The 15,281-nt window shown below is 53.5% G+C and carries 10 protein-coding genes; all 10 read right to left on the reverse strand.

Translation table 11 applies throughout. The features are described from left to right. A partial coding sequence (locus FEK47_RS23265; protein WP_138183390.1) for a nuclease-related domain-containing protein occupies positions 1-339 on the reverse strand: 339 nt, incomplete at its 3' end. A 514-nt stretch (positions 340-853) separates the two neighbouring features. Continuing rightward, a complete protein-coding gene (locus FEK47_RS23270) occupies positions 854-1,405 on the reverse strand; it encodes a hypothetical protein (protein ID WP_001601262.1) in 552 nt (183 codons plus the stop codon). A 168-nt stretch (positions 1,406-1,573) separates the two neighbouring features. After that, positions 1,574-1,999: a type VI secretion system baseplate subunit TssE gene (tssE, locus tag FEK47_RS23275; protein WP_135487071.1), complete on the reverse strand. Its 426-nt coding sequence runs from the start codon at positions 1,997-1,999 to the stop codon at positions 1,574-1,576. Positions 2,000-2,459: 460 nt separating this feature from the next. Then, a complete protein-coding gene (gene vgrG / locus FEK47_RS23280; RefSeq protein WP_001601259.1) occupies positions 2,460-5,411 on the reverse strand; it encodes a type VI secretion system Vgr family protein in 2,952 nt (983 codons plus the stop codon). A 4-nt stretch (positions 5,412-5,415) separates the two neighbouring features. Continuing rightward, entirely contained in the window at positions 5,416-5,940 is a 525-nt protein-coding gene (tssJ, locus tag FEK47_RS23285; protein ID WP_001601258.1) for a type VI secretion system lipoprotein TssJ, read from the reverse strand. 33 nt (positions 5,941-5,973) lie between these two features. Beyond that, entirely contained in the window at positions 5,974-7,062 is a 1,089-nt protein-coding gene (tssG, locus tag FEK47_RS23290; RefSeq protein ID WP_001601257.1) for a type VI secretion system baseplate subunit TssG, read from the reverse strand. Then, complete coding sequence (tssF, locus tag FEK47_RS23295; protein WP_001601256.1) at positions 7,026-8,795, reverse strand: type VI secretion system baseplate subunit TssF; 1,770 nt, start codon at positions 8,793-8,795, stop codon at positions 7,026-7,028. The genes tssG and tssF overlap by 37 nt, the downstream gene beginning before the upstream one ends. 33 nt (positions 8,796-8,828) lie before the next feature. Continuing rightward, positions 8,829-10,442: a type VI secretion system protein TssA gene (gene tssA, locus FEK47_RS23300; protein WP_138183391.1), complete on the reverse strand. Its 1,614-nt coding sequence runs from the start codon at positions 10,440-10,442 to the stop codon at positions 8,829-8,831. Between the two features lie 266 nt (positions 10,443-10,708). Further along, complete coding sequence (locus tag FEK47_RS23305) at positions 10,709-14,080, reverse strand: ImcF-related family protein (protein WP_001601254.1); 3,372 nt, start codon at positions 14,078-14,080, stop codon at positions 10,709-10,711. Next, a complete protein-coding gene (locus FEK47_RS23310) occupies positions 14,073-15,281 on the reverse strand; it encodes a hypothetical protein (protein WP_001601253.1) in 1,209 nt (402 codons plus the stop codon). The genes FEK47_RS23305 and FEK47_RS23310 overlap by 8 nt, the downstream gene beginning before the upstream one ends.

The following is a 15,281-nucleotide window of genomic DNA, read 5'->3' on the forward strand; positions in this document are numbered from 1 at the left end:
GTCTGCAGGTAAGGCATTAACAGTATCACAGGCATAACGACGAACCTGTACCAGCGGATTTATTTCTGATTTCAGAAGACCGTCGGTTTCCAGCGTGACCTGCTCCTGATTTGCCTGGCGCAGCGTGGAAACCGTCCAGTCCTTGACCTCCAGAAATACCAGTCCGTTCTCCGGGTCAATAATGACAAAATCCGGATGCCGGTTTTTCCGTCCCACCGGGATATCGTACCAGACAAGGCAGTCATCATTCAGAAAGCTCTCCAGTCGTGAAGCCACTCTCCTCTCCCCGGGCGTCATTCTTTCCACAGTGGACGCCGATACATTTATCAGTTTTGCCATAAACGCACCTTAACCTGTAAACAAAAAAATAATCATAATCGCCCCCCACGCTTTTATATCGTGGGGGCGGTTTATTCAGAAAAATTAATCATTAACAGATTCAAATACTAAAGACAGCATCGCCGTCAACGCATAATTTGTTGAATATCTGAATGGTTCGCCCCCGGCTTCTGTTATTCCCTGTCACCAGTATATATCAGACACCATGGTATCATGGTCACCACTCCGGCGACCCAAAATAAAACACTAGGCAAACAACAAATAAAAACACACCTTTATAAAAGCATGTCCTGTAAAAACTCTTACGTTTATCACTCAACTAATCTGTTCTCAGTACAGCAATCCGCTTTATTTGATCATATGATATAACTTTCACATTTATAAACAAAACAGATCAACTGCTTATCTCGCCTGCTGACAACCACCACTTTTCGTTATATTGTTTAAATGCCTGTGGGAATGCATCTTTATTGCCATACGTTCAACCTGAAATATACAACCACAACAATAGTGATTACATGCTTTCAAAAATATTTTGAGCCAGTGGCCTGACAATCTCTCTGAGTTTTGGCACGGAACTTAATCTGTTTTGCGCATCTGCTACTTTATCTGCCGGAACATAAATTGCCATAATATAATCAATATTAAGTCCACCATCCGAAACAGGATGCCCTGTTGGATTAGCCATCATATATCGGGAAGACAGTCTTTCATTTACACCAGAACCCAATCCATATAATACAGGATATGCTTCTTTTCTTATATAATGGAAATAGTTAATAGCCTCCCCATAATTTTGACTATAAGATAAACTGACACCCTGAGATACAGGCTGGTTTTTATACATATTCTCTACTGTATAACCTCTTTCTCCCGATTTTAAACCTTCTTTATGAAACCATCCCGTACCATCTATTTCCTCCATGCTTAACAACGCTCTGAATATACACAATCCTTCAAAACTATCACTACTTGAGGCATGCACATAAAACACCCCATCATTAATAAATACTTGCTGCAAAGAATTAGAGGGTAAGTTTAACTTCAATCCCGCTGGTTTTCTCATATTACATCTCACCTCGAATAATCAGATAAAATTTACTCCTGGTAAACATTCAAACCTTAGAAACTATCTTTTTTAAAACCCAAAATCTATAAACAAAGCCATTAAAATATAGTAACCCCATCGATTTACCTCACTAATATATTAATTCAGAAAATTATATTTTTATTATCAATTATCCGGATAACGCAGAAATACTCTGCCCTCCGGCATAAAGGTTGTTTCGTAACGAACCAGCCCTGCATCTTTAAGCTCTGCATCAATGACATAGTGCAACTCACCAGGTTCGGTCTGTTCCGGCATCGTCACGTTGACACGTTTAAGGCGGGGCTCATACTTCAGCAGAACATCTGCAAGCACGCGCATCAGTTGATGTGCCGTCCCTGGCATTCCCTGCAGAACGGTTGTCATATCCGGCAGACCATAATCCGGAAGATGTTTAAGGCTTCCGGCACGGGTATTCAGAATACGCTGCATGTTATCGAGCACCGAAAGAATAACCTGGTCTTCCTCACTGACCTGATTTAACTCCAGCCCACCAGCGAAATTGCCATAGAGAATTTCATAAAAGGAAGGTGTGTTATGTTCATGGAGTATCACTCATTATATGAACACATCCCGTTTGCAGGGCATCCATTGTTTTGACAGCTCCAGGTAACTAGCAGAATTATATACGCTTTTTTTGCTGCAATAATGCTGCCTGCCCTTATGTAATTCACTGACTCACGCCTTATTACGTTCACGGATTTTAAGCCCGGTGGCGGCTCCTGATTTAGTGAGTCCCGGTGTTACCTGTCTTTGTCATCCCGCTGGCAGCCAGAGCAACCTTTCAGTATTCACCTTTTATTAAGAATTAATGTTTATCCGCAGCAGCGATTAGCTGATTTGATCCTTACCGTTTTTACGGTCATAAGCCGTAACAGACCAAAACTGTTCGGCCACCGACGGACGCCTTTTCTTCAAACTTATTACTGCATACTGGCTGAAAAAATCGCAGGAACAGTATCGTGTCGCACCACAGAATTACTGACTGGCTCATTTATTACCTTAGAATCATTCAGATTTCTCCACCGTCGAATCGCAATACTTGCTCCGGAGATAACGAGCAGCAATCAGTTAAAGATGGGACTTCTTGCTGCGCTCTCATAAAACCTGATGCGGCTTGAGCGGGGAATGTTTTCAGATGGTCATCTCCAACCAAAATAGCGACTCCGGGTTCATTAGCTGTTGCCTCTGTCTTGTAAACGTTCCCCATATGGATGTTACGTCGCCTCATTGCCTGACGATGCCCCCCGGCAACGCACGCCAAGTCCATTGGGTACACATCTATTCCCTTTGCAAGAGCACTGTGAATGAGATCACTCATTTTTACCCGGTTTTCAGTTTCACTGCTGCCGACCAGGCTATCAATCAACTCCTTTGTATCGGCCCACTGAGCAGAGTTTTCTGGGGGCTTTCCTTTCATTTCCACAAAGCGATTGCGAAGATTATAGTCGGAAATTTCCAGAAACAATTTGTTTACTTTCCCGCCTGCAATTAGATCAAGTAGCACCACCCGGCTATCCGGGTGCTGATGATCTTCCCCCAGCAACAGAGTTCCATTTTTAATAATTTCTTCGGCAGCATTCCTCTTCCTCTGCACAGAATCCAACTGAACCGGATCATCGCTAAAAGAGGATTCAACCACACCCACAACATCATCAGATTTGCAGACAGAATCTGAAAGATTATCCTGCCCCGGTAAGTCACTGGAAACCTCAGCTCCCTTTATCATCGGCGGTTCAATTGACATTGCTGCTGCAACCATAGTCCGTTTCACTTTGCGCATATACGACGCCGTCGTACCGTACTCTATTTTCCCCGCCTCCAGCCTCAGGTAACTCCCCCCGCCAATCAGCGTGATACGTTTTTTCCCGGCAAAGGAGATATCACTTGCCGAACTCAGCGTCAGCTTCTTCTCAGCAAACAACCGCATGCTGCCATTTTGCGCCTGTACCTCTACCGGCCCTTCCCCGGATTTGGCGCTCAGTTGTCCGGTCCTGGCAAAAAGCCCCAGCCTCTCTCCGGCCAGCGCGATCAGGTTGCCCATTGTTCCGGTACTGATATTCCCCCCGGCGTTGACAGCCACATTTCGTGCTGCACTCATCTGCATATCTTCACCGCTGGTCAGCGCCATTCCTTCCGGCGCCGAAAAAAGCACGGCCTCATTGAGCGGTTTCAGCCGCTGCTCAAACATCTGTCTCTGGCTGTCAATATCAGCCTTCAGCGCCTGTGCCCGTTCTGCGGCGATTTCCAGCTGCTGCAGTTGCAGATTAAGCCTGTCGATTTCCTTCAGCGCGGCATCCATGTCCAGTGCCTCGCCCTGTGCTTTCGCCTGCGCATCCGCAGCAACAAAAAGTCCCTTCCCTGCTCTCAGGGTTCCCCACTCATCGGTACGCAGCTCTGTGCCTTTCCCCCGCAGTTGCCCCTGGCTGTCCACCAGATGTCCGCTGTTAAGCTGTGTCTTACCGTACTCCGTGGCGAGTTTGATATGCTCCTCGCCGCGCCTGTCCTCCATCCGCAGTTTTGAGTTAGCGGAGGTTCTGAGGATGTTCCGGGTGTGATTGTCCCGGTTCACGGGGTCAGGATGCTCAGCGTCGTGCAGTGCATACGCGATGTACGGCAGGTCAATATCGCCATTGCTGTACGCAATCGCCACTTCGGTGCCATCAATGAGCGGCGTATGCCAGCACAGCGTTTCACCGGCACAGGATTTTGCCATCCGCAGCCACAGATAGCCGTACCCGGGTTCCGTCTCCTCCCGGTCAAAGTCCATCTTCACCCGGTAACGCCCCTGCCCGTCCAGATGGGCATAGATATCGTTCTTCCCGCGACTCTCAATCCGTGCCGGAAGTGTACCCGGGATAACCGGACGCGGGATTTCTGCCGGTCGGAAACAGTAACGTTCGGTGTAAGGCATTCCCCATGCTGACACATGCAGCCGGGAATCCCGGGCTCCCCGGTAAGTCACCAGTGTGAGGACAATCCCTTCCTTCAGGTCCGTAATGACATCACCCTGCGGCTCCAGCACCTGCCCGGGGGAGAGGTGTGCGGCATTGCTGAACAGGTGAATGCGGGCCGACCTGTTAAGCTCCCGCTCGTGGTGAAGCCGGGCGTAAAACGCACCAGATTCGGTTTCCGGCTCCGGGCTGGTATCGTCTCCCGCTTCACGATAAGGTGCTGCGTAACGGTAATGCTCCCCGGTGGTGACCGCATCATTACGCACGCTGACCGTCGCATTCATCAGCGTGGTGGCTGTCCGGTAGTTGTAATCACGCGTGGTGACAGTGCCGGTGGCGACGTTGTGCCAGGTCCGCACATCCCAGACCGATTCTGCTGCGCCGTCGAACAACCCCGAGGGCTCGCTGTAAGGCAACCGCACATCAAACTTGTAGTGAAGCTGGCTGTCGGCAAAAATGTACGTATCCAGTCCGCGCACATCATCCATCTCCGTGTGCCAGTAAATCCCCACCTCAGACAGAATGCGCTGAATGAACTGCAAATCTGTTTCCTGCCACTGGGTGATAATTTCACGCGACGGGTAAGCGCGTTCCAGCCTGAATTCAAAATCAGCGCCCTCCAGCCCGTGTTTACGCAGCACCTGCTCCACCACCTCAGGGACAGACTGATTCTGAAATACGGCACACTGCCGGGTGTGCTCCAGCAGTGCCAGACGGGAGCTGAGTGTAAGCCGGTAGTGGGACTGGTCTTTCGATGTGGACAGCCATTCCAGACGGGTCACAATGCCATGGACATTTTTGCCGTTACGCATCCGCAACGACGCATATTTCATCAGTACCTCTTCCGGAGGAATGTTCGCATTCCGGGAGGTGAACCCGATGTCCCATCGGAACGGCTCACTCAGTGCTTCCCTGCCACGAAAACGTAAAACATCAGGCTTTACTGCACTGCCATTAATTTCCAGAAAGTAACGGGTCTGCCCGTCAAAAAACGCTGACCGGTTATCCATCACGTCACTCCTTTACCGGCACAAGGCTGAGCCAGCCATCACCCAGTTCAATGGTGCGGGGCTTATCCGGATTGAGGTCATCACGCGTCAGTACCAGGCGCCAGCGATTGTCCTTCTGATCCGGGCGGTTAAACAGTCCCACCACAGCCACGAACTGCGCATCTTCATCCATGGGCATATTGAGCGTCACGCTACCATCGGGCATCACCAGCAGCTCTTTTGAGGCCAGCACGTCGTCCTTAAGTACGGTATCGGCCCGGCGCAGCAGCATCTGGTAATCGGCGGCATCAACCGCTTTACGATCCCTGAGCTGGTAAACCCGCACCATCGTCGCCAGTGGTGTCTGTGCACCATCAGCGTTAATGGCCGTACGCGGGGTAAAATCCAGATGCAGCGTTTTGATTTTTTTATAGAAGATGGATTTCGTGATGCTGATCGTGCCGTCCGTGACGGTCTGCGTCAGACCGCAGCCTGCGAGCAGGCCACAGGCAATAAACATCGGCGCCCACCAGCGGATTACTGTTACCATTCAGGCGTTCCTTTATTGAGAGAGAACAGGTGATTATTCGAAGCGATAATGTCCGTCTTCAGCAGGCGGTAACGCAGCACATTTCAGCCCTTCGTAGCAGCCCAGACTGACCGTAAGACTCTCCCGGCCGTTGCTGAGTTTCCCCGCTTTCAGCCCCAACAAACCGGTACGACCCAGCTGAACAGGCCTGCTTTTGCCCAGACGGGGCTCAGGCAACAACTGCACGGGTACAGTAAGACGCAGCCGGACGTCACTGCGGTAGCCAAGATAAACGCGCAGCAGGACCAGCAAATCGGAATGGAGGACACCACCGGGCAACCAGCCTTCCGCCTCGTTCGGATCCGCTGTTTCCAGTGTCATCAGGAGCCGGCTGCATGCTTCCCCTGCCGTTTTACCCAGCGTGGCCCGCTGCGAAAGACGGATGCGATTTCCGGCACCCAGTCCACTGCGGTTACCGATATGGACCTTAACCGGATCGGGTTCGCTGATAAGTGCGCGGGTATTCGGTGCCAGCAGACTCACCAGAGCCCGTATGCCTTCAGCATTGCGGGTGGGTAATCGCATGGCACCCAGTAAGGCCAGAAAACGGGAAACCGGCGTTGCCACCCGTTCAGCGGTGCCGGGTATACCGAGTCCGACCAGTCCCAGCAGACACTGCGATGTGGCATCGCGCCCCCCCTCCTCGAAAGTGGCCGGATACGCATATTTTCGCCAGATCCGGTAGTACTGCGTGGTTATGCGGTGGCTGAAAATATCCAGAAATGAGGTGAACGCCTCATGTCCTTCACGGCGCTGCGCAATATCATCCAGCCAGGACGTCGGCAGAGGTGAGTCCACTCCATACATTCCGAGAAATGTCGTGCGGATTGTTGGGGGCAATGTCGGATGATCTTCGTCGATCTCCACCGCTTTCAGGGTGCTGGCCGGGAATCCCATCCCGGGCCAGGGTCTGAATCGCACCGGATCATCACCCGGATGGCTGGTCGTGCCCAGTTTTGGCCCGTCCGGATTTTCCTGCTCCAGCAGCTGACAGAAACGATAAAAACTGACCCGCCAGATATCGTTGTTAAGGGCCAGGCCCCGCGTCAGCCCGGTACGTGCAGGCTGTGATTCTCTTTCCATCTCAGTCGTTTCCCTGTGGGTTGCAGTACCAGTGTGAGCTGGTTGAAAAGGTGGACATCAGCGTAGAGCGCAAAGAAACGGTGCAACATCTCCCCGAAGAGATTCACATCGCCCTCGCCGGCAAAATTATCCATATTCAGCGTGACCTCAATGTCCACGCCACGGAGCATAAAGCCCTTTTCAAAACGGCGGATCAGGGTGTGCTTCACGGCAACGATGGCTTCAAGCCGGCGGCGGTTCATTTCATCGTCGGTCCAGTCATAGAGCGCCAGCGTCCCCCGCAGCACCTCCGGATTGTCCATCATGCTGAGAAAGTTTGATCCGAGGTGACTCATCACCCGCCAGTGAAACCGGTCATTTGCCGGGGGATACAGTGGCATCGTCGGTGCGGTGAGGTTCATGACTCTGACGGGGACTTTGCCGGTTTTGACCACCCTGTCCAGGAGCGTACTTTCCAGCGCCCTGCGCGGAAGCTGCCCGTTGGTCGCGGTGATTCGCATCGAGAGGGACTCCGGTTTATCAGACAACTGCTCCAGTTCGAACGAACGTCCCCCGAGAACTAACCATGTGTCATACAGGCCGGAGGGTCCCCGTTTCACGCGGGTGTGGTAATAACGTTCAGGAGCATCATGGCGCATCATACCGCCCCGGTGCCGGAAGCTGGTGAACGGGACATAAGGGTGTCTGCCATTCTTCACCGAACCGTGAATGTTATCGACGCTGTAAATTTCGGTGTGACCATCCTGAAGGCGCAGGGGCCTGAGCAGGTACTCGTTATCCAGCGGGTTAAGGATCAGCGGGTCGGCTTCCAGGGTAAAGAGATTGATAACCGGCGCACAGTGCAGGCGAAAGTTTTCTGTCTCAAAAGGCAAACCAGATGACCAGGCTTCACTGAGCACAATGTCGATTTCAAACCAGGTACTGCCCGCCGTGAGCCCGATGGTGTCGAGGCCGCGCAGTTCAACAAACATAAACTTCGGACGGAAGCTGAAATACTCCAGCAGCAACTGGTAACCACTGAAGGCTGTATCGGCTTTCTTCCACAGGCAGTCATTGTCGTCAAAGCCCATGGGTCTGCACCAGCCGTCAAACTGATGACGTCCGGTATATGTCCCGGCATGACGCGCATACATGGCATGTACACGCCGGGTCATTGCCAGATGCAGAGCAGCGCTTACCGGCGCCTCTGCATTAAGAAAAATGGCGACTTTGTCGATCCCGGCTTTACTCCAGTCCACTTTTTCAGGGCATTCGAAGCGCAGGCGGATGGCAGAGCGGCCATCGGATTCAGTATGGAGACGGGCATCTGCAAGGTGCAGCGGTTGTAGCAACACATCGCGGGTCGTCCGGTACTGACAGGCGGTTTTATGCGGCCCTACAGGACGGGACAGAACGGAGAAGCCTTCAGCCAGTATTTCGGCCTGACGCAGACTACGCCAGTCAGGCGAGAACTCAACGATGGCCAGCGACGGGATAGTCCGCATATAGTGCGGCCACAGCAGACTCACCAGACCTTCGGTGAGCTCCGGCAGGTCATCATCCAGCTTTTCACGCAAACGTCCCATCAGGAAGGCAAAGCCTTCAAACAGACGTTCCACACTGGGATCGCAGGCGCCAGGCTTATCCAGATTCAGCATTGCTGCCCGATCAGGATGGGCACGGGCAAACTCTTTACCGGCTTCCCGCAGATAGCGCATCTCTGCTTCGTAATAGCGCAGGGTTAAATCATCCATGCACGGCATTCCTGAAAATGGTTAAAGAGAACATCAGCCACAGAGCACCATGGCACGGGCCGGGTCAATGGCGATCAGCCCCGCCAGCAGCGTATCCATCTCAGGCATCAGACGGGCTTTATCAGATTCACTGCGACCGGCTTTCATCCGTAGCAGCTTCAGGCGTCGGGCCCGGACTTCAAACAACAAAGCAGGCTCCCAGTCTTCCAGCGTCAACTGTGGCGCACGGGTAATGAGTTCACCAAGCAGATGAAGCGCCATATCGTTCCGGCCATACTGCTCTGCCACCCGGGCCATGAGCAGGCGTATCAGCCAGCGATGACGTGGTGTATCCATCCCCGGCCGGGACTGGAGCCAGGCAAGCGCCGCTTCAGGCCCTTCCGTGTCTCCCTTTTCCATGGCTTCAGACTCAAGGATCAGCACATCGTCAGTCTGGCCATTAACAACGGCAGGAATGGCAGCTTCATCGCCGTACATCACCTCTTCTTCATTCACTTTTTCAGCGATCCAGGCGAGGGTGACCTCGTCAGCAAAGGGAGTGCCGTCATTCCATGCCAGCCCTTCAAGGCCCGGGAGACGTTTAAGCAACAGCCGCAGATCTGACAGGACAGCGTCAGACCAGGAATCCCAGGGCTGACCAGCATGACTGAGTCCCTGCCAGAGATACCACTGAAGATCGAGCCAGAAATGATTCACCCCTTCGCAATACATCTGACTGGCCAGTTCAATCAGCTCAACCCAGTTTTTCTGAAGCCAGAGTCGCTTAAGCTGAGCGCGATATCCGGTTTTCGGGGGTACCAGGCGGGTACGCCCGCTACTGTCCAGCGAAGGGAGCTGATCGACCGTATCCCACCGCACCGTCTTCATCAGCCGGTGAGAAGCCAGCCAGCCCTGCGGCTGTCCGTTCAGCCAGCGGGAAAGTAATCTGGCCTGGTCAAGTAAGTCGCGGCCCGAGGTCACCGCTGCCAGTTGTGGTGAGTCCGGGGGAGCTGATTCACGACCGGGCTCCCGGGGGCTGCTGTTCTGGGGGACCAGTGCCTCCATGCCCCCTGAACGTGCCAGGCGATTTTCAAGCGCAGAACAAAGCCCCGCAAAAGACGGCTTCTCCGCTTCCGGCCAGTCTGCCACGGCGGATCCCAGCAGGCTTATGGCACCCGCCGTCAGACCGGCCTCATTGCTGTCCACCCCGGGCCATAACAGCAGTGCATCAGTCACTTTTGCACTGTTCAGCCACTCCAGCGCAGCTTTCCGGGCGGCAGGACGCCGGGGATGACATGCCTGTCCGTAGCGGGTCAGCATCGCAACAAGAAGTAATAAGCCTTCGGACAACCCTCTTTCACCATCCTGGGTGAGACGGGCCAGCACGTACCAGGTCACGACACGAATATCTCTGGCGCATTCGCAAAGGCACTTCTGAGCCAGTTCGCACAACAGCGCTGAATCGGTACCTGAAATCTTATTGATCTCTTCACGCATCAGCTGAAAATTATCATCGTATGCAGGATCGTCCCCGGTTTCAGATCCGGAGGTAAATGGATGCAGCCAGTCATCCCAGAGCGACAAGGCCTCATTTGCGCGGGAAATGAGGCTCAGCCTTTCCTCCTGGCTGGCGGCGCAGGCCGTTAACAGGGCTTCCGGTGAACTCATTCTTTTTCCTGTTTGTCAGTCTCTTTCATAAACCTCACGACCGCTTCCGGAGAAGCGTCGTCCTTACTGTTGAAGATTTGTGATGGCTTCCATTTCAGCAGCATACTTTCTCCTGCTGAGTGGGGTTGCCCTTCCGGTCGCTTACCGGTTGTTTTTTCTGACATGGGGCAAAAACGTCGACGGGCATGAAGGAACCGTTCTCTGAAAGGGTGAAAATGTGCCCATCAGCCCCCGGACCAGCGCCGGATGAATGCCCCTGTTCATCTTTACTCAACACCTTCCGTGCCGGCGGCAACGTTAAAAATGGCGGTGGGCAGCGTAAACCCCTGTAGCTTCAGTAAGGCAAGCGGACCGTCGCCCAGCTCGCTGCGCATGACGAATTTCAGAGGATTACCATCGGCGGTGATCCACACCAGTTGTGTGCGGCTGGCATCAAGTGGCGTGATCAGGGCTTTGTCCAGCAGGCGAATAAACCCCCAGTTTCCCTGGTGACTGGCGTAGAGTTGCATACCGCTGCTTACACTCCGCCAGCTGAGCGACACACCAGGATAGTAAGTATTCCCCGGCCAGGTGAAGCTCTGCCAGCTTTCCATCTGATTGAAGTAATCCAGGTTCTGTTCATCGAGGGTAAGCTGCACTCTGGCAACATCCCGTGAAGGACGCGCCATCAGTTCGAAGTGAACACTCGCATCGCCCTGAGAGAACACGATATCTGACAGTTCCGCCAGCTGATTAATCGCCCGGAGGAAATCCGGACTGACAACCATCCCCTGGCTTGCGGAAGGATCAACGACCCAGCGATTCCCCTCCTGGTGGAGGAGCCCGCCAAGATGAGTTTTCAGGAACGTCGTGATCCGACCCGAGTCGCTACGCAGGAATTGTGCCAGTAGCGGCAGGGAGGCATCACTGCCGGTGGCTTTAAACGGGTACCGCCCCGCAAAAGCCTTATTCCACTGATCGACTATGGTTGTCTGCCAACGGGCATTGAGGCTGCCCGCAGCCGGAACAAGCACCTGCCGCCAGGCCAGATCCAGCGGTTGCACAAACAACGACTGACCAAATCCACTCCATTCCTGCCCCAGACTTGCTGCAACCAGGCTGCCGTAATCGCGGGTGTCCGTCAGATCGATGGCTTTGCCCTGAAACACGGCCCGGGCCAGCATCTGCGACATCGCCTGCGGATCCGGGGCGCTGGTAACCTGCTGAAGCTTCAGCCGCATCTGGGTTACACGGGCGAGCCAGGACCGGAAGCTCAGATTACCGTTGCTACCCGCCCCCTCTTTCCCCTCCATCAGCCCCGCCAGCGGTCCAAATACCCCATCGAGCGGGCCTTCATGGCCCTGTGCCTGTTCAATAAACTGCCTGCTATTTTTATTCTTATCGAGCAGCTTTTTCGCTGAATCCACGATTGAATCAGCCAGTGCCTCACCCTTCTGCCCCGTTTTCCCCTGGTAGTTCAGCGTGTTCATCAGTGCAACTAACGGGGACTGACGGACGTCACCGATCAGACTCAACTGGGCAATGGCTTCGGAAAGTGACGTGGGTTCATGCCACTGTATGCTGTTGAGCATGTTCAGCCAGGCATTGCCAAAATCGGTAAAATAGCGTTCAGTCAGGCGGGTCTTCAGCGCCTCCGGAGAGATATCGCTCCCTGTCTGATGCGTCTTGTCCGTCAGTACCCAGTCAATTTCATCGCGACGGGTTTTCACGACCTCGTCAATCGTATCCTGTACCTGCTCTTCCCAGGCCTGACGCGTAAACATTCCAGGAACGACTTCGTCAGTGCTGAATACCGTTGAGGCATCGGTGTCACTGGTCATATCCGCAAGCGTTAAATCAGGCCAGTTGCTGGCCACGCGCTTAAGCATCTCCTGATATAACCCGGACTCAGCGTTCCGCTGGCCTATTTGCTTAAGCAGAATCTGACGGACCGTGCTGATTAATTCAGCGTCAGACTTAATTTTCCATTCCGGATGAGCCGGAAGGTTTTGCGCATAAAAACCCAGCAGTTTCGGTGCGATGTTCTGCCATATGCCATCCGGCACATTCCGGCGTTTCGGTAAGGCTTTCAGCGCGTTTTTTGCCAGCCAGCCGGCGTCCGCTTTGTCCGGACGCGCCAGCATCAGATAACTTTTGAGTATGTCGTAAGTATGCTGTGTGCCCTGCGTACGGGCATCACTGGCAGGAGGGAGTTGTACAAAGGCATTCAGCTGCTGCCTGAGACTGTCTGCTGTTGCATCCCTCATCAGCTGTACGTTATTTTTCGCATACAGCGGCCAGAGTGCGGCCAGCGTGTCGCCGTCCTGATTAAGACCAAATCGTGTGTACCATGGCGCACCGGTTGCCTCACGATGTTGCAGACGGGCAATGGCCTGCTGGAGTACAAGCTGGCTGCGCAGGCGTTCAGCCAGTGGTTTTGTTGTATCCGCTGCCTGTCTCGCCGTTTCCTGCGCCTGATAAATCTGAGTACGGTTAACGAGCAGAGACAGCAGTGTACCGGCCCCCCACAGGACAATCAGGGAAAGCAGAATCAATCGCAGCATCTTCAGCCAGTTGAAGCCCAGTTTTCTGCCGCTGACGGCATCACAGTCATCAATAATAGCTTTCCAGGCAGGTGTGTCGGGGCATGTGTTTGGTACCGCTCCGGCAACGGTCAGTTCAGGGCTGAACATGACACCGCGTAGACGCCAGGCCGCAGTCCCCTGCATCAGTCCACTGAGCAAAACAGCCAGGCTGGCTTTCAGCTCCTGCCGCAGTCTGAGTGACAACTGAAGGAGACCAAAATCAGCAGGATCATTCAGTATCTTTGCCATTCCTGCTTTTTGCAGGTGTAACGCCAGTGCGGAAAACGCTTCGTCCGCACCTTTCACGGTACCTTCCGGTCCGAAGATGACCCCCGTTGCGGCCGCTTTCGCGTCCTGCCGGGCACCGGTAGCGTTGTCAGTCAGCCACAGCCAGACCGGCGCCTGCCAGCCCAACTGATGGTCGGCTTTCTGACGGTAACGCAGGAGGGCATCCCGTTCGCCATCCGTCGGGAGGGCTGAAATACTCATCACCTGAATGATGCCATCAACCGGTTGCCCGGATCGCAGACGCTTCAGTTTTGAAAGGAAGATCTCGTCCGGGAGTGACTGCGCGTCTCCGCCATAAATCAGCACGTAGCCGTCGCCTTCCTGCCAGAGGTCATGGCAAAGACCCGGGGCCGCTTTCCGGACCACATCCGGATCCCCCATCACCAGCAGAAGTCGTACCTTACGCTGCCAGCGACGCCCATAGCGAAAGCGCAAATGTTCTGAAACGGCATCTTCACTGAAAACTGGTTCATCGTCGTCTTCTTCACCGGGAATGGTGTTCGTCACCGGAGTGATACTCTCAACCTTTTTCTGCCCCCACTGGAAATACAACCCGGATTTACCGGCGAAGTCGAAAGCCTTCTCCGTCAGCCAGCCGAGTAAAAACAACGTGGCAACCAGTATGGCGCAGAATGTGAGTATGCGCTGACCGTCATACGGACCGAAGCCGGTGGCCGAAGCGACGTTTTCCGGAAAGGCATAAAAAAGAAATGCCACGATGACCGTCAGAAAAAAGGCGACAGTGACAACAGAGCCGATGAGTGTTTTTACTTTTACCTTAGCCATTCCCGGGTGATTCCTTGCGAACTTCTTCTTTGGTGATGACGGCAACCCAGACGTCGTCTTTGTCAGTGGTGGACTGGGCGGCGATAACCTGTGGGCCATTATCTCTGCATGCCACAGAGGCAAGAATTACAGCGAGCCAGGGAGCGGCACGTCTGGCATATCCCAGAGCAGAATCAATTCCATGATTGTCTTTTGACAGACTGAATGTCACCCCGTTATCTTCACAGGCCATATTCCATCCACTTCCACCTGAAAGAACCGGACCTGTATACCAGGCCGTTTTTAGTGCTTCAGGGGCTGTTGCGGCCCATAACAGTGCCCTGTTCAGCGTTTTCACAAGCCGGGCTTCCTTGCCCTTTTCAGGGCGATGAAGGCATACTGCATCCGGATAGCCAGCAACCCTACGGTTGCTGAGCACCACGAGAGTAATGGCATCGGCGTCACCTTCATCTGGCTGCGCAGGCAATGAAAACGTCACGCCTGCAAAAATGCCCGGCGTATCCCAGCGCTGGTCCAGCCAGGCATCAAACCCCGCCAGACCTTTGCCCGCAAGGAGTCTGAAGACTCTGCCGGTTCTGGTCGTGAGTTCATTTCTGAAGAGTTCCTCCAGTCCGGGACGAATATCGTCGTCACAGTCCAGCATCAGACAGCAAGAAATATCTTTCGACAGGGTGTCTGTAATTTTTTGTACATGGGTGACGAGTGTTGACGTGACAGAGATGAGTTCTGTATCAAGAGCTGTCTGAAAACCGGGTAAGGCTGCATACCTGACAGCAGATTTGGAACCACGTGGCGTTGAGGTCTCTGAAGCTGGAACAGTATGATTAACTGCGTTAACCAGTGCACCGGGACTATTTCCTGAAAAGTGTTGAACGTATGTATCGAGTATCCAGCCACAGCGCTGCCCCCGACAGGTTTCGCGCTCAATAAGCGCTTCGCGCTCCACATTCCTGGACTCAGCCCCCACCTGCTCTGCTTTGTATGCAAACCGGCGCAGGGAGAAAAGCAGTCCCCAGAGACAGAAAGGCAATCCCAGTGCAGTAAACCAGAAAATAAAGCCTGTGCGTTCTGTCGTCCAGTTCCAGAGCGTTAACGCAAATCCTCCTGACATGACAAACGCCAGAAACAGCAGCCACCGACGGGTATCAGGCCGTGGAACCTTTGCCGCCTTTTCAGGGATGGTATCCAGCAGGACTGGCAT

The sequence above is a fragment of the Escherichia sp. E3659 genome (assembly GCF_005781135.1).
Lineage (GTDB): Bacteria > Pseudomonadota > Gammaproteobacteria > Enterobacterales > Enterobacteriaceae > Escherichia.